Raw genomic sequence first — 25,950 nt, 5'->3', positions numbered from 1 at the left:
CGAAGGGATGCATCAACGTGCGGCTCAGGCCACTTCGTCGTCGCTGGACGGCGGCTGGTCGCCAACGGTCCACAGGCGCTCCAGGGCATAGAACTCACGCACGCGCGGCAGCATCACGTGGACGATCACGTCGCCCAGATCGACCAGCACCCACTCGGCTTCGCGCTCGCCTTCAACACCCAGCGGCATCACGTCGAGGCTCTTGGCGAAGCGCACGACTTCATCGGCGATCGACTTGACGTGGCGGGTCGAGGTGCCCGAAACGACGATCATGTAGTCGGCAACGCTGGACCGGCCGCGCACGTCGATCTCGACCAGGTCCTTGGCCTTCAGGTCTTCGGTGGCTTGACGGACGCTGGCCAGCAGTTCCGGCACGGACGGCGGCGGGCTGGGCAGATCGACCTTGATGGTCTGGGGCTGGGTCTGGTTGCTCAAAGTGGATCGACTCGATAAACGTGGGGGCGATTATACGGGGATGGCACGGCGGCGCCATTCACGCTGTGGCCGGGCGGTACAGCCCGTGTGCAGCGACGTAGTCCGCGACAGCCGGCGGCAGCAGGGCGCGCCAGGGGCCACCGGCGGCGATCTGCGAGCGCACGGCGCTGGCCGATTCCTCGCGCAGCGGGTGGTGCAGGCGCAGGATGCGTCCGGCCGGGCTGGCGAACAGGGCCTGTTCGTTGTCGGCCCAGCGCCCCTGCAGGGCACGCCCCAGTTCACCGTCGATCGACGCCTGAAGCGGGCTGCCCGGCCGCTCGGCCACCACGAAGTGGGCCAGCCCGAACAGGGCCTCCCATTCGTGCCAGCCGGACAGGCCCAGCAGGCTGTCGGCGCCCACCAGCCAGGCCAATGGCCGGCTTGGGCCCAGCTCGCCACGCAGCTCGCGCAGGGTATCGACGGTGTAGGACGGACGACCGGGATAGCGCGTGGCACGGTCCAGTTCACGACGGTCCAGCAGCAGGCCCGGCTCGTCGCCGATGGCCAGCGACAACATGGTGCAGCGCTGCTCGGCGGTGGCGCCGGGCACCGCACGGTGCGGCGGATCGCCTGCCGGCAACATGCGCACGGCCACCTGCAGTTCGTCCCGGGCGGCTCGCGCGATTGCCAGATGCCCCAGGTGCACCGGATCGAAGGTGCCCCCGTAATAGATCCGCAGGCTCATCGCTCAGGCCCGCGCCAGCAGGCGCACGGCACGCGGTTCGGCCACGGCCACCAGCAGGCGCTCCAGCGCCAGCCAGGCATCGCCGTCGGCCCGCCCCTTGGCGATGCGGTCGACCAGCCCGGCTTCGGCCACGAAGCGTTCCCAGCGCTTGCCTTCCGGGTGCCGCTGCAGCGCGCGCTTGTAGGGCGCCTGCCGTGATTCCCAGATGCCACGCGATTTCATTTCGGCGGCCAGGTTGCCGCCACGGGCCTGCACACGGGCCAGGCCGGCACCGGCCAGCAGTTCACGGATCACGATCGGCATCAGTGCGGCCACCGCTTCGCCTTCGCCGCGCAGGCCAGCCAGCATGCGCAGCACGGCCGGCGGCTGGCCGGAGAACGTCGCCTCCACCAGCCGGAACACGTCGTAGCGGGCAGCGTCAGCCACCAGCGATTCCATCCGCTCCACATCCAGCGGCTGGCCATCGGCCAACAGCGCCAGCTTGTCGATTTCCTGGGCGGCGGCCAGCAGGTTGCCCTCCACCCGCTCGGCCAGGCGCTGCACGGCGGCCGGGTCGGCACGCAGGCCCTTGCCGCGCAGGCGGCGCTCGATCCAGTCCGGCAGTTCGTGCGGCTTGATCGCCCAGGCCACCGACAGCACGCCGATGCGGCTGACCGCCTCGGCCCACTTGCCCTGATGGGCCTTGCTCCATTCATTGGCGGTGATCATCAGCACCACGTCCGGCGCCGGATTGGCGCAGAACTGGCTGATCACTTCGGCGCCGTCCTTGCCGGGCTTGCCGCTGGGCAGGCGCACCTCGACCAGGCGGCGGGCGCTGAACAGGCTGGGCGCATTGAAGCTGGCGTCGAGCTGGTTCCAGTCGAAATCCCGCCCGTCGGCGTCGAACACTTCGCGTTCGCCGATGCCGGAGGCGCGCGCGCGCGCGCGGACGGCATCTGCCGCCTCCAGCACGCGCAGGGTTTCCGGGCCTGCGATCAGGTACACCGGCGCCAACGGGGTGTCAGCGCCCTGGCTGGCCAGCTGCTCCGGACGCAGTTCCATCGTCGCTGCCGCTCAGTGCTTGGCGTCGGCGGCCGGCACCGCACCCTCGATCGGCTTGGCCTTCGGCGCGGACAGGCTGCCGCCCTTCTCGATCTCGGCGCGGACCACGCTGTCGATACGGCGGATGATCGAGGCGGACATTTCCCGGCGCAGCTCCGTGGCCAGGATTTCGCGTTCGGTGGTGGTACCGGTGGCGTCGGTCGGCGGCGACACATAGTCGCGCGACAGTTCGATCACCTGCTGCGGCACCAGTTCGCTGCCATCCTCGCGACGGAAGATGAAGATCACCGCGTAGCGCAGGCTGTATTCCTGTGCGCGGCCCTGCGAGTCGATGGCGATCGGCAGGTCACCCCAGCGCTCGGACAGCACCTGCAGCTGGGCGTTGGGTCCCTTGCTGTCCTCATCGGCCAGCTTGGCACCGGAGGCCAGCAGGCTGCGGTTGAGCAGCTTGACCAGTTCACTGTACGGGGCGGTGGAGACCACCTTCACCGGGGCAGTGTCGGTCGGCAGCATCAGCTTGTTGCGCAGATGGAAACCGCAGCCGGCGAGGCCGAGGACAAGAACGAGGGCAAGCAGGATTCGGGTCATGGAGACAGTCTGGCGGAGCCGGGCGATCACGGCAACACACAGCGTGCCCGAAGCCGCGTGAATGCAGGGCCATCAGGCGCCCGGCCCTGCTCATGGAATGGCACCGGCCACCGCGCGGGTGACCGGTGCCGGGGACATCAGGCAGCGACGATGTTCACGATCTTGCCCGGGACGATGATGATCTTGCGCACCGTCAGGCCTTCCATGAACCTGGCCGCGTTGGGCTCGGCCAGGGCCAGCGCCTCGACCTGCTCGCGCGCGGCATCGGCCGCCACCTCGATGGTGCCACGCAGCTTGCCGTTGACCTGCACCGCCAGGGTCAGCGCATCGCGCACCAGCGCGCTGCTGTCGGCCTGCGGGAACGGCTGGTCTTCCAGCAGCGTCTCGCCATGACCCAGCACCTGCCACAGGGCGTGGCTGGCATGCGGGGTGATCGGGTTGAGCAGCAGCACGATCGCCTGCAGCGCTTCCTGGCGCACCGCGCGGCCCTGCTCGCTGCCATCCTCGAACTTGGCCAGCGCATTCATCAGCTCCATCACCGCAGCGATCGCGGTATTGAAGCTGTGGCGGCGGCCATAGTCGTCACCGACCTTGCCGATGGTTTCATGGGTCTTGCGGCGCAGCGCCTTCTGGTTGGCATCCAGCGCCGCGGCATCCAGTGCCGGGGCGGCACCGTCGGCAGCGTGCTTCTGCACCTGGGCCCAGAGGCGGCGCAGGAAGCGGGCCATGCCGTCCACGCCGGCTTCGTTCCACTCCAGCGACTGTTCCGGCGGTGCGGCGAACATCGAGAACAGGCGCACGGTATCGGCGCCGTACTTGCCGACCATCGCCTGCGGGTCCACGCCGTTGTTCTTCGACTTGGACATCTTCTCGGTACCACCGACCACCACCGGCTGGCCGTCGGCGATCAGGGTGGCGCCGGTGATGCGGCCGCGCTCGTCGCGCTGTACTTCCACGTCGGCCGGGTTGATCCAGTCCTTCGAGCCGTCCGGGTTCGGGCGGTAATAGGTTTCGGCGATCACCATGCCCTGGCACAGCAGGTTGCGCGCCGGTTCGTTGCTGTCCACCATCCGCGCGTCGCGCAGCAGCTTGTGGTAGAAGCGGAAATACATCAGGTGCAGGATCGCGTGCTCGATGCCACCGATGTACTGGTCCACCGGCAGCCAGTAGTTGCCGCGCTTGTCGACCGCATCACGGGCACCCGGCGAGGTGTAGCGGGCGTAGTACCAGCTCGACTCCATGAAGGTGTCGAAGGTGTCGGTCTCGCGCTCGGCCGCGCCGCCGCAATCCGGGCAGGTGGTCTTGCGCCATTCCGGATCGGTCTTGATCGGCGAGCCGGTACCGGCGAAGGCCACGTCTTCCGGCAGCACCACCGGCAGCTGCTCTTCCGGCACCGGCACCGCGCCGCACTTGGCGCAGTAGATCACCGGAATCGGGCAGCCCCAGTAGCGCTGGCGGCTCACGCCCCAGTCGCGCAGGCGGTAGTTGACGCGGCGCTGGCCCTGGGCCTTGCGCTCGAAACGTTCGGCCAGGGCTTCAAAGGCGCCCTGGAAATCCAGGCCGTCGAACTCGGCCGAGTTCACCAGCTCGAAGGCACGGCTCTTGTCGCTGTACCAGTCCTGCCAGCGGCTACCGTCCCAGTTGCGCTCCTCTTCGGTGCGCGCATCCTTCAGCGCGATCACCTGCTTGATCGGCAGGCCGTACTTGTTGGCCACTTCGTTGTCGCGCTGGTCATGGCCCGGAACGGCCATCACCGCGCCGGTGCCGTAGCCCATCAGCACGAAGTTGGCGACCCACACCGGCACCGGCTCGCCGGTGACCGGATGCAGCGCGCGCAGGCCGGTGTCCATGCCGCGCTTTTCCTGGGTTTCCAGTTCAGCCTCGGACACGCCACCCTGCTTCAGGTCGGCCAGCATCGCCGCCAGCTCCGGGTTGTTCTTCGCCGCATGCAGCGCCAGCGGGTGCTCGGCGGCGATCGACACGAAGGTCACGCCCATCACCGTGTCCGGGCGGGTGGTGAACACGCGCAGCGGGTCCAGCGCGCTGCCATCGACATCGCGCACATCGAACTGGATCTCCAGGCCCTCGGAACGGCCGATCCAGTTGCGCTGCATGGTCTTGACCGATTCCGGCCAGCCGTCCAGCTCATCCAGGCCGTCCAGCAGTTCCTGGGCGTAGTCGGTGATGCGCAGGAACCATTGCGGGATCTCGCGCTTCTCCACCAGCGCACCGGAGCGCCAGCCGCGGCCGTCGATGACCTGCTCGTTGGCCAGCACGGTCTGGTCGACCGGGTCCCAGTTCACCACCGCGTTGCGGCGGTAGGCCAGGCCCTTGCGCATCAGGCGGGTGAACATGCGCTGCTCGTGGACGTAATAGTCCGGACGGCAGGTGGCGAACTCGCGCGACCAGTCGATGGCATAGCCCAGCGACTTCAGCTGGCTGCGCATGTGGTCGATGTTCTTGTAGGTCCACGCCGCCGGCGCGGTCTTGTTCTTGATCGCAGCGTTTTCCGCCGGCAGGCCGAACGCGTCCCAGCCCATCGGCTGCAGCACGTTGTGGCCGGTCATGCGCTTGTAGCGGCTGATCACGTCGCCGATCGTGTAATTGCGCACGTGGCCCATGTGCAGCGCACCGGACGGGTACGGAAGCATCGACAGGCAGTAGTACTTCGGCTTGTCCGAAGTCTCGTCGACCTCGAAGGCACGGGTGGCGTCCCAGTACTGCTGGGCGGCGGATTCAACCTGCTGCGGGTCGTAGGCGTTGGTTTCAGCGCTGGTCATGGAACACGCGGATGCGGCGGCAAAGCGGTACAGCGTACCGCAGTGCGGCAAATGGCTCCAATCCTGCCTGCCGGACGCCGGCGCCGCAGCGCTCGGGGAGGCGTCTCAGCGCGGGCGCGACAGCGGCAGGGCCGCCGCCAGCCAGACCAGCCAGCAGGCGAACGCGAGCCGTTGTGCCATCGGCGCCGGCAGTGTGCCCTGCAGGGCGAACGCCGCCAGCGCGGCCAGCACGCCGCAGCCCAGGGCCACTGCGCCCAAGGCCCGGCCATGCGCCTGGCGCAGATGGGACACGCCCAGCAGCACGGTGCCCGCGACGAAACCCAGCACCCAGATCATCCAGGCGCTGGCATGCAGCTGGCTGGCGGGCCCATGCAGGTCATCCACGTCCAGTGGCAGCAGCCCCATCGCGGCAAAGGCCAGACCGGCCAGCAGCAGCATCTGGCTGCCGACCCGTGGCGCCCAGCCAGCGGTGGCCGGCAGACTGCGGCGCAGGCGTTCAGCCACCGCCACCGCCAGCACGCCGGGCAGCACGAAACCCAGCAGATTGAAGGCCAGCGCATGCGGTACACCGCGCGCACCCAGCAGCGCCACCGGGTGGCGAGCCTGGGCATAGCCGTCCAGGCCGGCACCGAAGCCGGCCACGGCCAGGACGAATACGACTGCCGCAAGCAGCCCCAACCAACGATCAAGCCGGACCACGGACATTGCGCGCAATCACCCGGAAAGGAATGGACCACGGCATTGTCGCGGTAGCGGCGCGATGCGCCAAGCGCGGCGCATTCCAGAGCACTTCAATATCCGCCTGCTGCGCCTACCGTGATGCTCGAGGCATGGCAGTTCCGCCCTGTCGCAAGCGCGCCTCCCCATCGAAGCCTGTCGCCTCCGGCTAGTGGGTGATCCACTCGCTGCACTGCGCCCCTGCCGGCCCGCCAGCACCACTCGAGGGCGTACTCCGTGATGGCAGGGTTGAGACCGACATCGATCGTCACCATAGAATCGGTCTCCAGATGCCAAGCGATGCCTCCCCCATGACCGAGACGACCTACGTATTCGACGCCACCACTGCGACCTTCGAGGCCGAAGTCCTGCAGAAGTCGCTGCAGACGCCGGTGCTGGTCGACTTCTGGGCCACCTGGTGCGGGCCGTGCAAGACCCTGGGCCCGATGCTGGAAAAGCTGGCTGCCGAGTACAACGGCGCTTTCGAGCTGGCCAAGGTCGATGTCGACAAGGAACAGCAGATCGCGGCAGCCTTCCAGATCCGCTCGGTGCCCACCGTGTTCCTGGTCAAGGGCGGCCAGCTGGTGGACGGCTTCCCCGGCGCCATTCCGGAAGGCCAGCTGCGTGAATTCCTGGCCCAGCACGGCATCGTGCCGGCCGATGTCGGCGATGCCGCCCCTGAAGATGACGCCCCGCTGGACCCGCAGGCGCAGGTCGACGTACTGCGCGCGCAGATCGCCGCCGAGCCGGACAAGGATGAGCTGAAGCTCGACCTGGCCCTGGCCCTGCTGCAGATCGGCGGCGTGGACGAGGCCGGTACCCTGATCGACGGCCTGCCGGCCAATCTGGCCACCGACGACCGCGCCGTGCGCGCCCGTGCCCGGCTGGCCTTCGCCGCTGCGCTGAAGGATGCTCCGGCGGCCGAGGTGCTGGAGGCCCGCATCGCCGCTGATGGCAAGGATCTCAAGGCCCGCCACCTGCGCGGCGTGCAGCTGCTGCTGGGCGGGCATGACGAGGCCGCCCTGGCGCAGTTCCTGGAAATGCTGCGGATCGACCGTGGATTCGAGGAGGGCCTGCCACGCAAAGCCTTGATCGACGCCTTCAATGTGATCTCCGACGAGGACCTGGTGGGCCAGTACCGCCGCAGGATGGCGTCGCTGCTGTTCTGAACGGAAGCCCGCTCCGTTCAGAATCCCTGCACTGAACGCGGGCAATAATGCGCGCGCTGGCGGCCTTGCGGTCGCCACGATCCGTTCGGGGGGATGAGGTCGGGGCCATGGGGTCTTGCAGCTGCACCCCCGCATTGCCGGGATTGCAAACTGTGACCGTCGTCCGCTCTCTGTCGTTCGCCATGCGTTTAACGGGCGCCCTGCTCTGCGCCCTCCTCCTGCCGCCTGCCATCGCCGGCGCCCAGGACTGGAACTACCGGGTCCGGCCCGGCGACACCCTGTGGGACCTGGGCGGGCTGTACCTGAAACCCTCGGTACGCTGGCAGCAGCTGCAGCAGCACAACCGCATCGACAACCCCTACCAGTTGCCGCCGGGCCAGCTGCTGCGCTTCCCGATCAGCTGGCTGCGCACCGAACCGGCGCCGGCCCGGGTGCTGTCGGTGCGCGGCAAGGTCGAGCTGTCCGGTGCCGATGGCACGGCGACCCGTGCGCTCCAGGCCGGCGAGCAGCTGCATATCGGTGACACCGTGGAAACCGAGGGCGATTCCAGCATCACGCTGGAATTTGCCGATGCCTCGCGCCTGCAGCTGCGCGAATACTCGCGCCTGCGCCTGGACCAGCTCAGCCGCTATGGCCACACCGGCATGGTCGACACCCGCCTGCGCCTGCAGCAGGGGCGCGCCAGCAACCGGGTGACGCCGGCGCGCGGCCCGGCCTCGCGCTACATCATCGATGCGCCCACCGCGACCAGCAGCGTGCGCGGCACGGTGTTCCGGGTCAGCGCCGGGGATACCGGGCACGTCGGCGCCACCGAGGTCCTGCAGGGCAAGGTGCAGGTCGGCAACCCCCATGGCCAGCGGCTGGTACGGCCGGGGCAGTCCACCCGCAGCAGCAGCGCCGATGCGGCCCCCGCCGCGGTCTCGGCCCTGCTGCCGGCGCCGGCCCTGCGCAATGACGCGCTGCGCCTGGCGCCGCTGCCGACCCTGCTTGCCTGAGAACCGGTCACTGGCGCCGATCACTACCGGGTGGAAGTGGTGCAGGCGGCAACGCCGGAGATCCTGCTGTTCGCCACCTCCACCGCCGACACCCGGTTGGCGATCGGCGACCTGCCGCCCGGCCAGCTGCGCCTCCTGTTGCGCGCGGTCGACACACAGGGCGTCGAAGGCATGGATGCGAGCGCCGATTTCGAACTCAGTGACCAGCCACCGCCGCCGCTGACCGTATCGCCGCTGCATGGGCAGACGATCAACAGCGACCGCCCGCGCTTCCGCTGGAGCCAGGCCCCCGGTGCACGCAGCAGCGTGCTGCAGATCGCCGCCGAACCCAGCTTCCGGCAGCCACTGCAGGAGCAGGCTACCCATGCGACCGACCTGCGCCTGGCGCAACCGCTGCCGCCCGGACAGTACTACTGGCGCGTGGCCTCGCGCGATGCCGAAGGCCACCAGGGCCGCTATGGCCAGGCGCTGCCGCTGCAGCTGAGCAACGAGCCGGTGGACCCGGCACTGCAACCGCCCGAGGCCGCGCACGGCGAGCTCACCCTGCGCTGGCAGGCCGGCAGCGAAGGCCAGCGCTACCGGGTGCAGGTGGATCGCCGCGGTGACTTCAAGGCCCCACTGATCGATGAAACCGTGGCCCAGCCGCAGGTGAGCTTCAAGCGCCCGTGGAGCGGCACGCTGCACGTGCGCGTGCAGTACATCGACGATGACGGCCACGCCGGCGAGTTCTCTCCTGCCCAGCAGATCCCGTTGCCATGCCGCCTGTGCTACGGCGCCGGTGGCGGTGCACTGCTGCTCTGGTTGTTGTTGTGAGGCGCTCGCCGCTGCCATGGTCGAAGCGGATCCTGCTGGCCCTGCTGGCCGGCGTGCTGACCATCGTGGCCAGCCAGGGCCAATGGCTGTGGCGGCAGGACGAGGCAGCCTATGACGCACTGATCGGCAACTGGGACTACCGCCCCGACCCCAGCGTGCTGATCGTGGCCATCGACGAAGGCAGCCTGCAGCGTATCGGCCAGTGGCCCTGGCCGCGCTCGGTGCATGCCCGCCTGCTGGACCGCCTGACCGATGCCGGCGCCGAACGCGTTGCGCTGGACCTGATGCTGTCCGAACCCGACCGTCGCGACAGCCGCCAGGATGATGAGCTGGCGGCCGCGATCCGACGCAACGGCCGGGTGGTGCTGCCGGTGCTGGCGGCACCGGCGGCCGGCGACCGCATGGCCGAGGAAATGCTGCCGATCCCGCAGATCGCCGCCAGTGCCGCCGCGATCGGCCACACCGATGTCGAGGTGGACGGGGACGGCGTCGCCCGCGGCGTCTATCTGCACGCCGGTATCGGACGGCCGCACTGGCCGGCACTGGGCCTGGCACTGGCCGACCTGCCGGCGGGTGCGGTACGCGGCCTGCCCGACCCCGACCCGGCGCTGGGCTCGCCCTATCAATGGCGTCGCGATGATTACGTGCGCGTGCGCTACGCCGGCCCGCCCGAGCGGCTGCCGCAGGTGTCCTATGCGGACGTGCTCGATGGGCACGTGGATGGAGCGATGCTGCATGGCCGCCGCATCGTGGTCGGCATGACGGCCAGCGGCATCGCGCCTCGCCTGCTGACCCCGACCACCCGCGAGTTCTGGATGAGCGGCAGCGAGTACCAGGCCAACATCACCTCGATGCTGCTGCAGCACAAGCAGATCGACGTGCTGCCGCACGCCTGGCAGCACGCCATCAGTGGCGTGCTGGTGGCGCTGTGCGTGATCCTGCTCGGCCTGCGCCTGCCGTGGCTGGTCGCGCTGTGTTCGCTGCCGATGCCGCCGCTGCTGAGCTGGCTGCTGCTGCGCACCGGTGACCTGTGGTGGGCACCGGCCAGCGCGATGCTGGGCGTGGTGCTGGCACTGCTGGTCTGGGCGGTGTGGCGGATCTCGGCCTGGCACCGCCTGGCCAACCGCGATGCCCTCACCGGCCTGGGCAACCGCCTGCGCTTCGAGCAGTCACTGCAGCAGGAATGCGACGCCGCGCGGCGCAGTGGCAAGCCATTGAGCCTGGCGCTGATCGACGTCGACCACTTCAAGCGCCACAACGACCGCCATGGCCACCAGGTCGGTGACCGCGTGCTGCGTGATGTCGCCCGCCTGATCGGCGCGCATGCCCGTCGCCCGCGCGACATGGCGGCGCGCTACGGTGGCGACGAATTCGCACTGGTGCTGCCGGATACGCCGGCCGAGGGCGCGCGCCGGGTGATCGAGGACCTGATTGCCTGCGTGCGTGCACTGCCGGCGCCAGGCGATGGCAGCGATGACGGCGTCACGCTCACCATCGGGGTATTCACCCGCGTGCCCGACGGTGACCTGCAACCGCACCATTTCGTGGAAGGCGCCGACACCGCCCTGTACCAGGCCAAGGCCAACGGCCGCGACGGGTTCATGATCGACGGCGGGACGTGACTCCCGGGGTGCAACATACGCATGCGAATGGTTAGACTGGGCACCTCGCCCCGCGCCCCGGACCCGCATGAACGCCCGCCTGTTCCGCTTCGGCATCAACCTCTGGCCGCCGTTCCTGTTCACCGGCATCCACGTCACCCGGATCACGCCCGATTACCGGCAGATCGACGTGGCACTGCGACTGCGGCCGTGGAACCGCAATTACGTGGGCACGCATTTCGGCGGCAGCCTGTTCGCGATGACCGATCCATTCTGGATGCTGGGCCTGCTGCACATCCTCGGCCGTGACTATTACGTGTGGGACCGGGCCGGTGCGATCGATTTCCTCAAGCCTGGCCGGGGCACGGTGCGCACTTCGTTCCGCATCGATGATGCACTGCTGGCCGAACTGCGTGCCGAAGCGGCCGGCGGCGAAAAGGTGCTGCGCTGGTTCAGCAACGATGTCGTCGACGAAAGCGGCGAAGTGGTCGCCCAGGTACGCAAGCAGGTGTACCTGCGGTTGAAGCCGCACGCACGCTGATCCAGCACGCGCGCGCTATCCTCGGCCTCCCTGCCATGGAGGCTCCGATGCGCCCGTATGCGCTTGCCACACTGCTGACCCTGCTGTCCTTCACCGCCCACGCCCTCGACCTGCCACCGGTGCAATATCCGACGCTGCCGGCCCAGGCGGCCAATGCCGCCGGCTTCGTCCCGCAGGGCTGGGCACTTGAATCGAGTGTCGAAGGCGATCTCGACCAGGATGGCCGCGCGGACCTGGCGCTGGTGCTGCGTCAGCAGGCGCCACGCAACGTCATCGAGCACGATGGCTTGGGTCCCTCGCCGTACGACAGCAACCCGCGCATTCTCGCCGTGGCGTGGTCGCGCCCGTCAGGCTATGTGCTGGCGGTGCAGGACCACCAGCTGATACCACGCCCGGACAATCCGGTGATGAGCGACCCGCTCGAAGACGGCGGCGTCAGCATCCAGCGGGGCACCCTGAAGGTCGCACTGTTTTCATTCGCCAGCGCGGGCAGCTGGTCAATGGGCACGACCGCCTTTACCTTCCGTTGGCAGGACGATGCCTTTGCGCTGATCGGCTACGACCAGAATTCGGTGATGCGCAATTCCGGGCAGACCGAGTCGGTGAGCGTGAACTTCTCCACCGGCAGGGTAAAGCGGAGCGAAGGCAGCATCGAGGACGACAAGGACAGCGTGCACTGGGAGGCCCTGCACAGCCGCCGCCGCTGGACGCTGCAGACCATTGGTGATGGCTGGGCATTCGATCCGCTGGCGGGCAGCGACTGAGACGCTGCTCAGTCGCGCGCAGCAGCGGCCGGGGCGTTCTCCATCACCAGCGGCACCGACAGCCATGGGCTCTCGTCGGTGCTGCGCGACGGTGAACGCCGCGGCACCTGCAGACGGCGGCCATCGGCCGACAGCTGCGGTGCCCGCACCGGCGAGCGGAACTGCGCAGGCAGGCGCTGCAGCGCATCCACCGGATCCTGCGCCTGCTGCCGCAGCCAGCGCTGCGCGCCGATCAGCCGCACCATCGCGGCGGCATCCTGGGTCCGTGACGAATAGGCCGGATAGACCGGGCGGGCAATATCGGTCAGCACGCACCCCAGGATGTTCGACAGGCAGCCAAAGTCATGCTGCGGCGGTGCCGGCACCGGCAGCGGGCGATCCGCTTCCAGCGCCGCCATCGCCGCCGCCCCGCAGGCCCAGCCCAGATTGCCCGCCGCGCGCGCCAGGGTGCTGCTGCGATCCAGTACCAGCACCCCGCCGAATTCCTGCGCCGAGGTTTCGATCGCAGCCCGGCTCATCGCGTACTCACCCTGCATCGCACGGCACAGGCTCTGTTCGGCGGCCAGCATCGGCTGCATTGCCTGATCGCATTCCGCTGGCAACGGATGGTCGGCCGGCAGTTCGACCAGCATGTCGGCCAGCAGTTGGGCATTGGCCTGCACCAGGCTGGCACCGATGATGCTCTCCACCAGGTAACTGCCGCCCGTCACCAGCCGCCGGCCCAGCTGAAGCCCCCTGCAACTGCCACGCAGCGCACCGTCGATATCGCCCTGCACATAGGCCAGCGCGCGTGCGCTGGTGGCATCGATCATCAGGCCATAGGTCGGCATCGGCACCAGGATGCCGTCGCCCTTGGGCCGGAATGGCGACACGAAGTGGTCCGCATCGGCCAGCTGGTCCAGGCGCGCATGCAGCTGCTGGTGGCCAGCGTGGGCATCGACGAAGCGCTGCGGGTCGGCGCGCACCTGGCCCAGGCAGTCACTGGCGGTCGGTCCGCAGCTGGCCGCCGGTCGTGATCGCAGCGCGTCATGGTCCTCCGCCAGCTGCGGTCCGGCGCCGCCATTGCCGCGCGGATCGGCCTCCCAACGCTGCACGTCGCGGGCCAGGGCCTGTTCGCGCTGGCGCGCGTCCAGATCGTCGAACGCGAGCGTCCACAGCAGCGCAAAACCGTTGTGGCCGTGGACAGGCAGGCGGGCCTGCAGGCGCTGCTGGGCCTGTAGCCGCGATTCCGGCACCGGCCACATGCGCGAGGCGCACCACACCACGATGGCCAGCACCAGAAGGCCTGCCAGGGTCCAACCCAGTCCGCGCAGAATCTTCAACACAGCTTCCCTTCCATGTGCCGTTGCCGCAGTCGATTGCCCAGCGTAATCGACCGGCCGTGACCGCTACAATGCGCACATGTCGCTCGAAGCCCCCGCCCTGGTCCCCCGCCCCTCCCTGCAGCGCCTGTTCCTGACCGGCCTGCTGACCCTGCTGCCGATCTGGCTGACCTGGGTCGTGGTCAAGTTCGTGTTCGTGCTGCTGTCGGGCATTTCCAGCCCGTTGGTGGTGCCACTTTCCGAGCAGATCGCGACAAGCTTTCCGCACTACCTCGGCTGGGTCCGGGCCGAGTGGATCCAGAACACCATCGCCCTGCTGGCCACCTTGCTGGTGATCCTGGCGGTGGGCGTGGCCAGCCGCCGCGTACTGGGCCAGCGCCTGCTGCGCTGGGTCGGCGCGGTCATCAAGCGCATTCCGCTGGCCAGCATCATCTACGACAGCGCCAAGAAGCTGCTGGACATGCTGCAGACCGAACCGGGCAGCACCCAGCGCGTGGTGCTGATCGACTTCCCGCACCGCGACATGAAGTCGGTCGGGCTGGTCACCCGCGTGATCAAGGAACACGGCACCGACCGTGAACTGGCCGCGGTGTACGTGCCCACCACGCCGAACCCGACTTCGGGTTATCTGGAAATCGTGCCGGTGGAACTGCTGACCCCGACCGACTGGACCGTCGACCAGGCCATGAGCTTCATCATTTCCGGCGGCGCCGTCGCGCCGTCCAGCGTTCCGTTCACGCGCGCCGGCGATCGCAGCGAATGACCGCGGCGCCGATCGAGCGTCCGTTGCAGGACCGCGCGGTCCTGCTTTTCATCGTGCTGGCCGCGTTCTTCTGCGGCAATGCGGTGCTGGCCGAACTGATCGGGGTGAAGATCTTCGCGCTGGAAGACACCCTCGGCATCGATCCGCTGAACTGGAACCTGTTCGGCCAGACGGGTTCGCTCAGCTTCACCGCCGGCACCCTGCTATGGCCGGTGGTGTTCATCATGACCGACACCATCAACGAGTTCTTCGGCAAGCGCGGCGTGCGCTTCATCTCGTGGCTGGCCGTGGTCCTGATCGCCTATGGCTTCCTGTTCGCCTTCGCGGCGATCTCGCTGGCGCCGGCCAGCTGGTGGGTCACCTCCATGGACGGGCACGGCGTGCCGGACTACCAGGCCGCATTCGCAGCGGTGTTCGGCCAGGGCATGTGGACCATCGCCGGTTCACTGGTGGCCTTCCTGCTCGGCCAGCTGATCGACGTGGCGGTGTTCCATCGCATCCGCCAGGCCACCGGCGAGCGCCACGTGTGGCTGCGTGCGACCGGGTCCACCGCGATCTCGCAGGTGGTGGACAGCTTCGTGGTGATCTGGATCGCCTTCGTGCTCGGCCCGCAGCACTGGCCGACCTCGCTGTTCCTGGCCGTCAGCAGCGTCAACTACATCTACAAGATGGGCTTTGCAATTGCCCTGATTCCGGTGCTGTACCTGATGCGGCGTGCGATCACCCGCTATCTGGGCGCAGACAGGGCCGCTGCGCTGCGCGAGGCGGCGGCGGCTGACTGAAGCCCCAGCGGCGGCAAGCTGACTGCGCCTTCACGCTGGCCGTACGCGGCCGGATCGTGCAAGCTCCACGGTCTGTGTTCCACGGAAGCTCCTGATGCCGCATCCCACCCGCGCCCTGGCCGCCGCCATCGCCGCGTTGTTCCTGTTCAGTGCCGTGCCGTCGGCCGAAGCAGCGAAAAAGAAGGCCAGTCGCCCTGCCGCCGCGCAGACCCGCCAGGCTGCCAAGCCCAAGGCCAGGCCCGCCCGCGCCACCGCACCGGCGCGTGGCAGCTCGGCACGCCGCGCCGCGCCGCGTCCGGTCGCGCCGGCCCGTGCCGTACCCAAGCAGGTACAGCTGGAGCGCCTGTACGACGAGTACTGGGATGCCTCGATGCGGTTGAACCCGCTGCAGGCCACCTTCCAGGGCGAATCCCGCTACAACGACCAGCTGCCCAACATCCTGTCCGCCGCCTGGCGCCAGCAGTCGCACGACTTCACCACGCAATGGCTGGGCAAGGTCGAGAAGCTCGGCAGTGATGGCCTGCAGGGCCAGGACCTGCTCAGCTACGAGATCTTCGTGCGCGACGCACGCGCCTCGCTGGCCGCCGAGCGCTACCCGAGCTGGATGATGCCGATCAGCCAGTACTACAACATCGGCAGCATCATGGCGATCCTCGGTGCCGGTGCCGGCGCGCAGCCATTCAACACCGTGCAGGACTACGACACCTGGTCGCGCCGTTCGCTGGGCATTCCCGAACTGTTCGACCAGGCCATCGACAACATGCGCCAAGGCATGAAGGCCGGCGTGGTACAGCCGCGCGACCTGATGGAAAAAGTGCTGCCGCAACTGGATGCGGTGATCAAGCCGACCGCCGAAGAGAGCATCTTCTGGTCGCCGATCCGCACCATGCCCAACACCATCCCGGCCGAGGACAAGGCGCGCATCAGCGCCGAGTACAAGCGCATGATCGAACTGCGCATCATGCCGGCCTATCGCGCCCTGCGCGGCTTCATCGCCACCGAATACCTGCCGGCCACGCGCGCCAGCAGCGGCCTGGGCGCACTGCCCGATGGCCAGGCCTGGTACGCCAGCCTGATCGTGCAGACCACCGCCAGCGACCAGACCGCCGCGCAGCTGCACGCGCTGGGCGAACAACGCGTGCAGGAACTGCAGGCGCAGATCGCCACGGTGATGAAGGATGCCAAGCTGCGCGGCACCCCCACCAAGCTGCTGCGCAGCATGCGCAACGACCGCCAGTTCCAGTACGGCGATGCCAATGCGCTGATCAACCGTTACCGCCAGGTGCAGCAGCAGGTCAACGCACGCCTGCCGCAGGTGCTGGATACCTTGCCCAAGGCGCCGCTGGACGTACGCGCGGTGGAACCGGAGCGTGCGCTCACCGCCGCTGCCGCTGCCTACCAGCCGGCACTGCCCGGGCAATCCGCGGTGCTGTACGTGAACACCCGCGACCTGCCCGGCCGCAAGCGCTGGAACGTGCCGGTGCAGTACCTGCATGAAGCGATCCCCGGCCACCACGTGCAGCTGGGCCTGCAGCAGGAGCTGGCCAAGCTGCCGCGCTTCCGCCGCCTCGGTGGCGATCTCGCCTTCGTCGAAGGCTGGGGCCTGTACGCCGAAACGCTGGGCGAGGACCTGGGCATCTACACCGATCCCTACGACCGCATCGGCTACCTGTACTCGCGCCTGCTGCGCGCCGCCCGCGTGGTGGCCGATACCGGCGTGAATGCCCAGGGCTGGAGCAAGCAGCAGGCTGTCACCTACCTGCAGAAGACCGTGGACATGAGCAGCGACGATGCCAACGCCGAAGTCGAGCGGGTCATGGCCCAGCCTGGCCAGGCACTGTCGAACGTGGCCGGCCTGACCACCATTGTCGCCCTGCGCGACAAAGCCAAGGCGCGCCAGGGCGCCGCCTTCGACCTGCGCCGCTTCCACGCCGAACTGCTGAAGGACGGCTCGATGCCGCTGGACGTGCTGGACCGCAAGATGGAACGCTGGATGGCCCAGCCGGCCAGCGCCACGCCCGCCCCGTCACCCTGAGCCTTCCGGAGCCGCCATGCGTCCTGCCGTCGCCCTGTTCGCCGCCGTGCTGGGCCTGCTGCCGCTGGCCACCGTTGCCGCACCGGTGCTGGCCCCACGGGATGCGGGCATCGACGGCCTGATGCAGGCCTACGACGGCCAGGTGCCCGGCGCCGCCGTACTGGTGCTGCATGACGGAAAACCGGTATTCCGCCGCGGCTATGGCCTGGCGGTGGTGGAGGACGGCACGGCGGTCACCGCGGCCAGCAACTTCCGGCTGGCCTCGGTCAGCAAGCAGTTCACCGCTGCGGCGGTGCTGCTGCTGGTGGAAGATGGCCGGCTCGGGCTGGACCAACCTGCCCGGCAATGGCTGCCCGAACTGCCCCCGGCTGCGGCCGCCATCACCATCCGCCAGCTGCTCTCGCATACCGGTGGCCTGCCCGACTACGAAGACCTGATGGACCCGGCTGATGCTCGGCAGGTGCATGACGCCGATGTGCTGACCCTGCTGTCGCGCCAGGACCGGCTGAACTTCGCGCCCGGCACGCAGTACCACTACAGCAACAGCGGCTATGCGCTGCTGGCACTGATCGTCGGCCGCGCCTCCGGCCAGGATTTCGCAGCCTTCCTGCAACAGCGCATCTTCCGCCCGCTGGGCATGGCCCACACCGTGGCCCATCAGGACGGCATCGATACCATCGCCGCACGCGCCTATGGCTACAGCTGGATCGATGGCCGTTGGCAGCGCACCGACCAGAGCACCACCAGCGCCGTGCTCGGCGATGGCGGCATCTATTCCTCGCTGGACGACCTGGCCCACTGGGATGCGGCGCTGTACGACGACCGCCTGCTGTCGAAGGCCTCGCGCCGCGCGATGTTCAGCCCCGCCACATCGACGCCCGAACCGGATGTACCGCACTACGGGTTCGGCTGGCGGCTGAATGGCCCCGTGCAATGGCACAGCGGCGAGAGCATCGGCTTCCGCAACGTGATCGTGCGCCACCCGGAAAAACACCTGACCGTGATCGTTCTGACCAACCGCAACGACCCCGAACCCTATCCGCTGGCGCTGAAGATCGCCCAGCGCTGGCTGGACACCCTGCAATGACCGCCGATTCCGGTGCCCTGCTGGGCATCCACCACGCCGCACTGATCTGCAGCGACTACGCGCGTTCAAAAGACTTCTACGTGCGCATCCTCGGCCTGCGCGTGCTGGCCGAGAACCACCGCGCCGCGCGCGACTCCTGGAAGCTGGACCTGGCCCTGCCCGACGGCGGCCAGCTGGAACTGTTCTCCTTCCCCTCGCCGCCGCCCCGTCCCAGCCGCCCGGAAGCCCAGGGCCTGCGCCACCTCGCGTTCCGCGTGGCCACGCTGGAACCCTTCATCCAGCGCCTGTCAGCGCACGGCGTAGTGTGCGAACCGATCCGCGTGGACGAGTACACCGGCCGCCGCTTCACCTTCTTCGCCGACCCCGACGACCTTCCGCTGGAGTTGTACGAAGCCGGTTGACGTCCCCGGGGGTCAGATCCCTTTTCCGTCGGAAAAGGGATCTGACCCTATCGCCGCCACCGGAAACGTCACCCACGCATGGCATGGATCTGTGTCGACCAAGGTCGACACCCACCAACCGCACCAGCACCGGCAGATCGCCGGAAACTGTCGAAGGCGGGGCATTGTGGGTTTGCGGGGTGTGAGCCGCATGGATGCGGCGACCAAGCCCCCAGGGACGGGTTTACGGCGGCCCCGCAAACCCACAGTGCCCCGCCATCCCTCAGCAAGTCCGCTTTTGCTGTTGCTCCGGCTGTTGCGGCTGCCTCTGCAGGTGCAGGGCGCAGCCCTGCAAAGCCCCCCTTCCCCATACCCCGCCGAATGGGTATACAGTCGACCCATGCCGGCACCGTGCCGGAATGAACCCTGGGAGGGGACCATGCGCAACACCTTCAAGACCCTGCTGCTGGCACTGCCGCTGTGCCTGGCCGCCCTGTCGGCCCAGGCCGCCGACGGCGCCGCCGGCCGCTGGAAGACCATCGACGACAAGACCGGCAAGGTGAAGTCGATCGTCGAGATCAGCCAAGCCGCCAACGGCACCCTGACCGGCAAGGTGGTCGACATCCTGCACTCGGACAAGGGCCCGAACCCGGTCTGCGATGGATGTGAAGGCGCCAACAGGAACAAGCCGGTGAAGGGCATGACCATCCTCTGGAACCTGAAGGCCGATGGCGCCAACAAGTGGTCCGGCGGCACCATCCTCGACCCGGCCAACGGCAAGACCTACAAGTCGAAGATGGAGCTGCAGCCGGGTGGCACCAGGCTGGACGTGTCCGGCTGCATCGCCTTCATCTGCCGCGCGCAGACCTGGCAGCGCGAATAAGCGCCCCGGCCCCCGCTTCATCCCCGTGACCCGGCCCCGGCCGGGTCACGTCGTTGCGGGCATGCGATACTCTGCGGTTCCCCTCGGCTTCACCCCGCGACCATGACCCGTACCGCGCTCGTCACCACCGCCCTGCCCTACGCCAACGGCCCGCTGCACCTGGGCCACCTGGTCGGCTACATCCAGGCCGACATCTGGGTGCGTGCGCGGCGAATGAGCGGCGGCAAGGCCTGGTTCGTCTGCGCCGACGACACCCACGGCACGCCGATCATGCTGGCCGCGGAAAAGGCCGGGGTCACCCCGGAAACCTTCATCGCCAACATCCAGGCCAGCCACGAACGTGACTTCGCCGCCTTCGGCGTGGCCTTCGACCACTACGACTCGACCAACTCGGCGGCCAACAAGGCACTGACCGAGCAGTTCTACCTGAAGCTGGAAGCGGCCGGCCACATCAGCCGCCGTTCGGTCGCCCAGTTCTACGACCCGGCCAAGGGCATGTTCCTGCCCGACCGCTACGTCAAGGGCATCTGCCCGAACTGCGGCAGCCCCGACCAGTACGGCGACAACTGCGAAGTCTGCGGCGCGACCTATGCACCGACCGACCTGAAGGAGCCGCGTTCGGTCATCTCCGGCGCCACGCCGGAAATGCGCGATTCGGAGCACTTCTTCTTCGAGGTGGGCCACTTCGATGCATTCCTGCGCGAATGGCTGGCCGGCGATGTCGCCCTGCCGGGCGTGAAGGCCAAGCTGGGTGAGTGGCTCAACGCCGAAGGTGGCCTGCGCGCGTGGGACATCTCGCGCGATGCGCCGTACTTCGGTTTCCAGATTCCCGGCCAGCCGGGCAAGTACTTCTATGTCTGGCTGGATGCGCCGATCGGCTACCTGTCCAGCTTCCAGACCCTGTGCGGCAAGCTCGGCGAAGACTTCGAAGCGCACCTGCGCGCCGGCACCGCCACCGAACTGCACCACTTCATCGGCAAGGACATCGTCAACTTCCACGGCCTGTTCTGGCCGGCGGTGCTGCACGGTACCGGCCACCGCGCGCCGACCCGCCTGCACGTCAACGGCTACCTGACCGTGGACGGTGCCAAGATGAGCAAGTCGCGCGGCACCTTCGTGATGGCGCGTACCTTCCTCGATGCCGGCCTGGAGCCGGAAGCGCTGCGCTACTACTACGCCGCCAAGTCCGGCGGTGGCGTCGACGATCTTGACCTGAACCTGGGTGACTTCATCGCCCGCGTCAACGCCGACCTGGTCGGCAAGTTCGTCAACCTGGCCAGCCGCTGCGCCGGCTTCATCAGCAAGCGCTTCGACGGCCAGCTGGCCGCGCAGCTGCCCGACGCGGCGCAGTACCAGCGCTTCGTCGACGGCCTGGCGCCGATCCGTGAAGCCTACGAGCGCAACGACCCGGCTGCGGCGATCCGCCTGACCATGACCCTGGCCGACGAAGCCAACCGCTACATCGACGACGTCAAGCCGTGGGTCATCGCCAAGCAGGAAGGCGCCGACGTGCAGCTGCAGGCCGTGTGCAGCCAGGGCCTGAACCTGTTCCGCGTGCTGGTCACCGCACTGAAGCCGGTGCTGCCGGCCACCGCCGCGCAGGCCGAGGCCTTCCTGGCCGCGCCGGTCAATGACTGGACCGAACTGGCACAGCCGCTGCTGGGCCACCGCATCACCGACTACACCCCGCTGTTCACCCGTATCGACCCGAAGAAGATTGACGCCATGATCGACGCCTCCAAGGACACCCTGCAGCCGGCCGCCGCTGCCGCCCCCGCCGCCAGGACCGACGCCGCCAAGCCGGCCACACCGGCCCCGGCCAAGGACGACGCGAAGAGCGCCGATGCTCCGGCCTATATCGGCATCGACGATTTCGCCAAGCTCGACCTGCGCATCGGCAAGGTGCTGGTGTGCGAGTTCGTGGAAGGTTCGGACAAGCTGCTGCGCTTCGAACTGGATGCCGGCGAACTGGGCAAGCGCCAGATCTTCTCCGGCATCCGTGGCAGCTACGGCGAGCCGGAAGCCCTGGTCGGTCGCAGCGTGGTGTTCATCGCCAACCTGGCCCCGCGCAAGATGCGCTTCGGCCTGAGCGAAGGCATGATCCTGTCGGCCGGTTTCGACGGCGGCGCGCTGGCGCTGCTGGACGCCGACAGCGGCGCGCAGCCGGGCATGCCGGTCCGCTGATGCCTGCAGCGGGCGCGGCCACCGCCGCGCCTGCCGGCAGCATCGGCCAGCGGAGGCAACGCGATGGGAAGCAATGGAATGGAACTGGCGCTGTTCGACTTCGACCACACCGTGACCACCTGCGATACCTATGGCCGTTTCCTGCGCCGCGTGGCCACCGCCGAACAGCTGGCGCAGGCGTGGTGGAAGGTCGGCCCGTGGCTGGCCGCATACAAGCTGAAACTGATCTCGGCCGAACGCATCCGTGCACGCGTCACCCGCCTGACCTTCAGCAACCGCCACAGCGATGACATCGCCACGCTGGCCGCAGGCTTCTCGCGTGAGTTCCTGCCCGAGGTGGTGCGCCCGGAAATGCTGGAGCAGATCCGCTGGCACAGGGAACAGCAGCATACCGTGGTGATCGTGTCCGGCTCGCTCGACCTGTACCTGCGGCCATGGTGCGAGCAGCTGGGCCTTCAGTTGATCTGCAACCGGCTGGAAAGCCAGGACGGCCGCCTGACCGGTCGCTATGCCGGTGGCGACTGCGGCCCGCGCAAGGTCGAGCACATCCGTCGCCAGTTCGATCTGTCCCGCTACGTGCGTATCCATGCCTACGGTGACAGTTCCGAAGACAAGCCGATGCTGGCGCTGGCCCACGAGCGCTGGTTCCGTGGCAAACCCCTGAAGTAACCCCGACGCGCAGCCTTCGCCACGCATGAGCCTGATCCCGCCCCTGACCGAACGCCTCGACCGCCTGCTGCCGCAGACCCAATGCGGGCAGTGCGGCTACGACGGCTGCCGCCCGTATGCGCAGGCGATGGCGCGCGGCGAGGTGGGCGTGGACCGCTGCCCGCCGGGCGGCGATGCCGGCGCGCGCGCGCTGGCGCAGGTACTGGGCGTGCCTGCCATTCCGTTTGATCGTTCGCGTGGCGAACACAAGGTGCCGCAGGTGGCGCTGATCGTGGAAGCCGACTGCATCGGCTGCACCAAGTGCATCCAGGCCTGCCCGGTGGACGCCATCGTCGGCGGCGCCAAGTACATGCACACGGTCATCGCCGATCTGTGCACCGGTTGCGAACTGTGCATTCCGCCGTGCCCGGTGGACTGCATCGAGTTGCTGCACCTGTAACAGGGGTCGGATCCCTTTCCGCGGGAAGGGGATCCGACCCCATCCCGCAGTTACGGCACGGCCGCCGTCACGACGATCTCGACCTTCCACTCGGCGTGGGCCAGCTTGGCTTCGAAGGTTGCGCGGGCCGGGGTCGCGCCCTCGACCACCCACTCGCCCCACGCCTTGTTCATGCCGTCGAAGTCGGCGATATCGGCCAGGAACACTTCCGCGCGCAGCACGTGCTGGCGATCACTGGCGACCAGTGCCAGCAGCTTGTCGATCTCCGCCAGCACCTGCCGGGTCTGCCCGGTGATGTCCTGGCTGGTGTCTTCCGGAATCTGGCCGGAGAGGTAGGCGACCTTGTTGTACACGGTCATTTCGGACATGCGCGGTCCGACGTCGTAACGCTCCATCATGGGCGTGGCTCCTGCGGGTGATCAGGCCTGCATTGTCCTCCAATCCGGTCGACGGTGGGTGCACGGGCACCTTCCGCGACACGTCACTACCGGGCTCCGACGGTCCCACTGGTCAAATGACGATGACAGGCGCACGATGCGCCACGCCCGCGTTGACACCGCCCTCGCCCCTCCTGCCGCACCCTTGCGCCGATGACCGTCCCCGTCGATTCCACCACTGCCCCTTCCACGCCAGCCTGGAAGCGGGTTGCCACCATCGTCATCCCGCTGCTGATCCTCGCCCTGGCCCTGCACGGCCTGGCCAACGAGTTCGACGAGCACGGCTACCGGGCCATCCGCCAGGCGTTCCGCCAGCTCAGTGGCATGCAGATCGCGCTCACCGTGGTACTCGGCCTGGCCAGTTACGCCTGCCTGATCGGCTTCGATGCCATCGGCCTGCGTCGCAGCGGCATCCGCGTGCACCCTGCGCGAGTCGGCATCACCGCGTTCCTTGCGCACACGCTGGGCCAGACCGTGGGCTTTGCCGCGTTGACCGGCGGCGCGGTGCGCCTGCGTGGCTACCGCAGCGCCGGCCTGGACCTGGCGCAGATCGGCCAGGTGGTGCTGATGAGCACGCTCGGCTTCGTGTTCGGGGCATGGCTGCTGATCAGCGTGGCACTGTGCATGGAACCTGCAGCGGCAGCGTTGGCATTGCCATTGAATCCCGATGCCGTGCGCATCGTCGGCATCGTCGCCCTGCTCGCATATCTCGGCACCGTGCTGCTGGTCGGCCGCGATGGACGGCAGTTCAGCGTGTTCGGCCATGCGTTGTGGCTGCCCGACCGCCGCACCATGATCGGCGTCACCGTGCTGAGCGTGATCGAACTGGTGCTGGCCAGTGCCGCGTTCTACGTGCTGCTGCCGGACTCCACGCCGACCGGACTGCCCGGCTTCGTCGGCCTGTACCTGGTGGCCGTGCTGGCCGGCCTGGTCTCGACCGTGCCCGCCGGCCTTGGCGTGTTCGAGTGGAGCCTGCTGAAGCTGTTGCCGCAGGTGGCACCGGCGGCGGTGCTGGCAGCGGCGCTGATCTACCGCGTCACTTACTACGTGCTGCCGCTGGTGCTGGCCACCCTGCTCGCGCTCGCGCCCGCCCTGCGCCAACCGCTGCAGGCCAGCGCCGGGGCAACCCGTGCGGGCTGGAACGCGCTGCGCCCGTGGCTGCCGCAGATCATCGCGCTGGCGGTGTTCAGCATCGGCGCCGCACTGGTCATCGACGGCACGCTGCCGACGCCACGCCGTCACCTGGTCAATGCCTCGCTGCCGATCCTGGAGACCTCGCACCTGATCGGCAGCCTCAGCGGCGTCGCGCTGCTGCTGATCGGCCAGGGCCTGGCCCGGCGCAGCCACGCCGCGTGGGTGCTGGCGATGGCGGTGTGCGTGATCACCCCGCTGCCGCTGTGGCTGCGGGGTGGCCAACTGTTGATCGCCGTCTCGGCAGTGCTGGTGGCGATGGCACTGTGGGCCGCACGTCGCGAGTTCTACCGCCAGGGCGCGCTGCTGGACGAAGCCTGGTCATGGCCGTGGCTGCGCAACCTCGGCCTGGTGCTGGTCGCGGTCACCTGGCTGCTGTTCTTCACCTACAGCCATGTCGAATACCAGAACGAGCTGTGGTGGCAGTTTGCGATATCCGGCAACGCACCACGCGCGCTGCGCGCGTTGCTGGTCGTGGCGATCGCGCTGGTGATGTTCGGCCTGGCGCGGCTGCTGCACAGCACGCGCAGCCCGCTGCCAGCCGCCGACGAGGCCACGCTGCAATCACTGGCGCCGGTACTGGCCGGTGCCACCGATACCCAGGCCTGCCTGGTGCTGACCGCCGACAAGGCGGTGCTGCGCGACGAGGCCAAACAGGGCTTCGTGATGATGCAGCGCTACGGCGGTTCGCTGATCGCGATGGGCGATCCGGTCGGCCCGCCGGAGGTCGCCCGCGCATTGATCTGGCGCTTCCGCGAGGAAGCCGACCGGCTCGGCCTGCGCCCGGTGTTCTACCAGGTCGGCGAGTCCTACTGGCAGACCTACCTCGACCTGGGCCTGGGCCTGGTCAAGCTGGGCGAAGAAGCGATGGTGCCGCTGCACGATTTCGGCCTGGAAGGCCGCGAACGTGCGGACCTGCGCCAGGCCTGGAACCGGGGCAAGCGCGGCGGCCTGTCCTTCCGTGTGGCACCGGTGGAGGAAATTCCCAGCCTGCTGCCGCGCCTGCACGCGATTTCCAACGCGTGGCTGGAAGACAAGGCCGGCGACGAAAAGGGCTTTTCGCTGGGCAGCTACGACCCGGATTACCTGGTGCGGTTCCCGGTGGCACTGGTGGAGGCCGAAGGCCAGATCGTGGCGTTTGCCAACCTGTGGCAGGCACCGGCCGGTGCCGAGCTGTCGGTGGACCTGATGCGCCACGTCAACGAGGCGCCGAAGGGGACGATGGACTTCCTCTTCATCGAACTGTTCCTGTGGGGCCGCGCGCAGGGCTATGCACGCTTCTCGCTGGGCATGGCGCCACTGTCCGGGCTGGCACAGCATCGCCTGGCCGGCCGCTGGAACCGCCTGGCCGGCCTGCTGGCGCGGCATGGCGAACGCTTCTACGGCTTCAGTGGCCTGCGCCGCTTCAAGTCGAAGTTCGACCCGCAGTGGCGGCCACGCTATCTCGCTGCGCCGGGCGGCATGCACCTGCCGGCCGCACTGCTGGATGCCACGCGCCTGATCTCGCTGGACCCGCGGCGCAACTGAAGCCCCGTACCACCAGGCATACCCGGCGCCACCTGTCGCCCGGTAGGTGTCGACTTTGGTCGACACGCTCATCCCCAAGGCGC

22 protein-coding genes and 1 pseudogene are annotated in these 25,950 nt (G+C 68.5%); 15 read left to right on the top strand and 8 right to left on the bottom strand.

The features are described from left to right. Nucleotides 1-24: 24 nt before the first annotated feature. From rsfS to J3A72_RS08825, 6 genes are all read right to left on the bottom strand, one after another. Nucleotides 25-435, bottom strand: coding sequence for a ribosome silencing factor (rsfS, locus tag J3A72_RS08850; RefSeq protein WP_075076260.1), 411 nt, complete (start codon nt 433-435; stop codon nt 25-27). A 58-nt stretch (nt 436-493) separates the two neighbouring features. Beyond that, nucleotides 494-1,159, bottom strand: coding sequence for a nicotinate-nucleotide adenylyltransferase (gene nadD / locus J3A72_RS08845; protein ID WP_014647945.1), 666 nt, complete (start codon nt 1,157-1,159; stop codon nt 494-496). A 3-nt stretch (nt 1,160-1,162) separates the two neighbouring features. Beyond that, complete coding sequence (gene holA, locus J3A72_RS08840; RefSeq protein ID WP_032961944.1) at nt 1,163-2,200, bottom strand: DNA polymerase III subunit delta; 1,038 nt, start codon at nt 2,198-2,200, stop codon at nt 1,163-1,165. 12 nt (nt 2,201-2,212) lie between these two features. Continuing rightward, entirely contained in the window at nt 2,213-2,788 is a 576-nt protein-coding gene (lptE, locus tag J3A72_RS08835) for an LPS assembly lipoprotein LptE (protein WP_041863673.1), read from the bottom strand. Between the two features lie 137 nt (nt 2,789-2,925). Beyond that, nucleotides 2,926-5,568: a leucine--tRNA ligase gene (gene leuS, locus J3A72_RS08830; protein ID WP_046431889.1), complete on the bottom strand. Its 2,643-nt coding sequence runs from the start codon at nt 5,566-5,568 to the stop codon at nt 2,926-2,928. Nucleotides 5,569-5,673: 105 nt separating this feature from the next. Beyond that, nucleotides 5,674-6,273, bottom strand: a complete 600-nt coding sequence (locus tag J3A72_RS08825; protein WP_075076259.1) for a DUF998 domain-containing protein — start codon at nt 6,271-6,273, stop codon at nt 5,674-5,676. Nucleotides 6,274-6,596: 323 nt separating this feature from the next. Between J3A72_RS08825 and trxA the strand changes: the two genes are divergently transcribed. The 5 genes and pseudogenes from trxA to J3A72_RS08800 all read left to right on the top strand — a co-directional run bounded on the left by trxA (nt 6,597) and on the right by J3A72_RS08800 (nt 12,168). Then, complete coding sequence (trxA, locus tag J3A72_RS08820) at nt 6,597-7,454, top strand: thioredoxin (RefSeq protein WP_014038035.1); 858 nt, start codon at nt 6,597-6,599, stop codon at nt 7,452-7,454. Between the two features lie 107 nt (nt 7,455-7,561). Further along, a pseudogene (locus tag J3A72_RS23220) lies at nt 7,562-9,262 on the top strand (FecR domain-containing protein). Next, on the top strand, nt 9,259-10,884 hold the full coding sequence (locus tag J3A72_RS08810) for a CHASE2 domain-containing protein (RefSeq protein ID WP_049406215.1): 1,626 nt from the start codon (nt 9,259-9,261) through the stop codon (nt 10,882-10,884). The pseudogene J3A72_RS23220 and the gene J3A72_RS08810 overlap by 4 nt, the downstream one beginning before the upstream one ends. 67 nt (nt 10,885-10,951) lie before the next feature. Continuing rightward, nucleotides 10,952-11,404 (top strand): DUF4442 domain-containing protein, encoded by a 453-nt coding sequence (locus J3A72_RS08805; protein WP_014647953.1) that lies wholly within the window; start codon nt 10,952-10,954, stop codon nt 11,402-11,404. A 47-nt stretch (nt 11,405-11,451) separates the two neighbouring features. Next, nucleotides 11,452-12,168 (top strand): hypothetical protein, encoded by a 717-nt coding sequence (locus tag J3A72_RS08800; protein ID WP_032961933.1) that lies wholly within the window; start codon nt 11,452-11,454, stop codon nt 12,166-12,168. Between the two features lie 8 nt (nt 12,169-12,176). Here J3A72_RS08800 and J3A72_RS08795 read toward each other — a convergent pair whose 3' ends face one another. Next, the gene (locus tag J3A72_RS08795; protein WP_014647955.1) at nt 12,177-13,493 is read right to left on the bottom strand and encodes a hypothetical protein; all 1,317 of its coding nucleotides are present in this window, start codon (nt 13,491-13,493) and stop codon (nt 12,177-12,179) included. Between the two features lie 76 nt (nt 13,494-13,569). Here J3A72_RS08795 and J3A72_RS08790 point away from each other — a divergent pair, with 76 nt between their 5' ends. The 9 genes from J3A72_RS08790 to rnfB all read left to right on the top strand — a co-directional run bounded on the left by J3A72_RS08790 (nt 13,570) and on the right by rnfB (nt 22,712). After that, nucleotides 13,570-14,253: a DUF502 domain-containing protein gene (locus J3A72_RS08790; RefSeq protein ID WP_014647956.1), complete on the top strand. Its 684-nt coding sequence runs from the start codon at nt 13,570-13,572 to the stop codon at nt 14,251-14,253. Beyond that, nucleotides 14,250-15,035 (top strand): queuosine precursor transporter, encoded by a 786-nt coding sequence (locus J3A72_RS08785; protein ID WP_075076257.1) that lies wholly within the window; start codon nt 14,250-14,252, stop codon nt 15,033-15,035. Before J3A72_RS08790 ends, J3A72_RS08785 begins: the two co-directional genes overlap by 4 nt. Before the next feature lie 94 nt (nt 15,036-15,129). Next, entirely contained in the window at nt 15,130-17,070 is a 1,941-nt protein-coding gene (locus tag J3A72_RS08780) for a DUF885 family protein (RefSeq protein WP_075076256.1), read from the top strand. A gap of 16 nt (nt 17,071-17,086) precedes the next feature. Continuing rightward, the gene (locus tag J3A72_RS08775) at nt 17,087-18,157 is read left to right on the top strand and encodes a serine hydrolase domain-containing protein (protein ID WP_075076255.1); all 1,071 of its coding nucleotides are present in this window, start codon (nt 17,087-17,089) and stop codon (nt 18,155-18,157) included. Then, complete coding sequence (locus J3A72_RS08770) at nt 18,154-18,558, top strand: VOC family protein (RefSeq protein WP_014647959.1); 405 nt, start codon at nt 18,154-18,156, stop codon at nt 18,556-18,558. Before J3A72_RS08775 ends, J3A72_RS08770 begins: the two co-directional genes overlap by 4 nt. A 418-nt stretch (nt 18,559-18,976) precedes the next feature. Then, nucleotides 18,977-19,420, top strand: coding sequence for a DUF2147 domain-containing protein (locus J3A72_RS08765; RefSeq protein ID WP_032958676.1), 444 nt, complete (start codon nt 18,977-18,979; stop codon nt 19,418-19,420). Between the two features lie 102 nt (nt 19,421-19,522). Next, nucleotides 19,523-21,604, top strand: coding sequence for a methionine--tRNA ligase (gene metG, locus J3A72_RS08760; RefSeq protein ID WP_032958673.1), 2,082 nt, complete (start codon nt 19,523-19,525; stop codon nt 21,602-21,604). Between the two features lie 78 nt (nt 21,605-21,682). Continuing rightward, complete coding sequence (locus J3A72_RS08755) at nt 21,683-22,273, top strand: HAD family hydrolase (protein ID WP_032958670.1); 591 nt, start codon at nt 21,683-21,685, stop codon at nt 22,271-22,273. A 25-nt stretch (nt 22,274-22,298) separates the two neighbouring features. Further along, a complete protein-coding gene (gene rnfB / locus J3A72_RS08750) occupies nt 22,299-22,712 on the top strand; it encodes an Rnf electron transport complex subunit RnfB (RefSeq protein ID WP_075076254.1) in 414 nt (137 codons plus the stop codon). A gap of 50 nt (nt 22,713-22,762) precedes the next feature. Here the strand turns inward: rnfB and J3A72_RS08745 are convergent, their stop codons facing one another. Then, the gene (locus tag J3A72_RS08745) at nt 22,763-23,110 is read right to left on the bottom strand and encodes a RidA family protein (protein ID WP_075076253.1); all 348 of its coding nucleotides are present in this window, start codon (nt 23,108-23,110) and stop codon (nt 22,763-22,765) included. Nucleotides 23,111-23,302: 192 nt separating this feature from the next. On the opposite strand from J3A72_RS08745, the gene mprF reads away from it, so the two are divergent. Further along, entirely contained in the window at nt 23,303-25,867 is a 2,565-nt protein-coding gene (mprF, locus tag J3A72_RS08740) for a bifunctional lysylphosphatidylglycerol flippase/synthetase MprF (protein ID WP_014647963.1), read from the top strand. The last annotated feature ends 83 nt before the right edge of the window (nt 25,868-25,950 follow it).

It is taken from the genome of Stenotrophomonas sp. PvP093, from assembly GCF_017876915.1.
GTDB lineage: Bacteria > Pseudomonadota > Gammaproteobacteria > Xanthomonadales > Xanthomonadaceae > Stenotrophomonas > Stenotrophomonas muris.
The sequence above is the reverse complement of the archived record's forward strand: the minus strand, read 5'-3'. Positions and strand labels throughout refer to the sequence as shown.

What these genes read in the sequence shown, in the direction of transcription:
- J3A72_RS08790 (WP_014647956.1), top strand. Translation starts at nt 13,570, where the DNA reads ATGTCGCTCGAAGCCCCCGCCCTGGTCCCCCGCCCCTCCCTGCAGCGC.
- J3A72_RS08805 (WP_014647953.1), top strand. Translation starts at nt 10,952, where the DNA reads ATGAACGCCCGCCTGTTCCGCTTCGGCATCAACCTCTGGCCGCCGTTC.
- J3A72_RS08755 (WP_032958670.1), top strand. Translation starts at nt 21,683, where the DNA reads ATGGAACTGGCGCTGTTCGACTTCGACCACACCGTGACCACCTGCGAT.
- J3A72_RS08745 (WP_075076253.1), bottom strand. Translation starts at nt 23,110, where the DNA reads ATGATGGAGCGTTACGACGTCGGACCGCGCATGTCCGAAATGACCGTG.
- metG (WP_032958673.1), top strand. Translation starts at nt 19,523, where the DNA reads ATGACCCGTACCGCGCTCGTCACCACCGCCCTGCCCTACGCCAACGGC.
- J3A72_RS08765 (WP_032958676.1), top strand. Translation starts at nt 18,977, where the DNA reads ATGCGCAACACCTTCAAGACCCTGCTGCTGGCACTGCCGCTGTGCCTG.
- J3A72_RS08770 (WP_014647959.1), top strand. Translation starts at nt 18,154, where the DNA reads ATGACCGCCGATTCCGGTGCCCTGCTGGGCATCCACCACGCCGCACTG.
- leuS (WP_046431889.1), bottom strand. Translation starts at nt 5,568, where the DNA reads ATGACCAGCGCTGAAACCAACGCCTACGACCCGCAGCAGGTTGAATCC.
- trxA (WP_014038035.1), top strand. Translation starts at nt 6,597, where the DNA reads ATGACCGAGACGACCTACGTATTCGACGCCACCACTGCGACCTTCGAG.
- J3A72_RS08785 (WP_075076257.1), top strand. Translation starts at nt 14,250, where the DNA reads ATGACCGCGGCGCCGATCGAGCGTCCGTTGCAGGACCGCGCGGTCCTG.
- rnfB (WP_075076254.1), top strand. Translation starts at nt 22,299, where the DNA reads ATGAGCCTGATCCCGCCCCTGACCGAACGCCTCGACCGCCTGCTGCCG.
- holA (WP_032961944.1), bottom strand. Translation starts at nt 2,200, where the DNA reads ATGGAACTGCGTCCGGAGCAGCTGGCCAGCCAGGGCGCTGACACCCCG.
- J3A72_RS08825 (WP_075076259.1), bottom strand. Translation starts at nt 6,273, where the DNA reads ATGTCCGTGGTCCGGCTTGATCGTTGGTTGGGGCTGCTTGCGGCAGTC.
- mprF (WP_014647963.1), top strand. Translation starts at nt 23,303, where the DNA reads ATGACCGTCCCCGTCGATTCCACCACTGCCCCTTCCACGCCAGCCTGG.
- J3A72_RS08800 (WP_032961933.1), top strand. Translation starts at nt 11,452, where the DNA reads ATGCGCCCGTATGCGCTTGCCACACTGCTGACCCTGCTGTCCTTCACC.
- lptE (WP_041863673.1), bottom strand. Translation starts at nt 2,788, where the DNA reads ATGACCCGAATCCTGCTTGCCCTCGTTCTTGTCCTCGGCCTCGCCGGC.
- J3A72_RS08780 (WP_075076256.1), top strand. Translation starts at nt 15,130, where the DNA reads ATGCCGCATCCCACCCGCGCCCTGGCCGCCGCCATCGCCGCGTTGTTC.
- J3A72_RS08775 (WP_075076255.1), top strand. Translation starts at nt 17,087, where the DNA reads ATGCGTCCTGCCGTCGCCCTGTTCGCCGCCGTGCTGGGCCTGCTGCCG.
- nadD (WP_014647945.1), bottom strand. Translation starts at nt 1,159, where the DNA reads ATGAGCCTGCGGATCTATTACGGGGGCACCTTCGATCCGGTGCACCTG.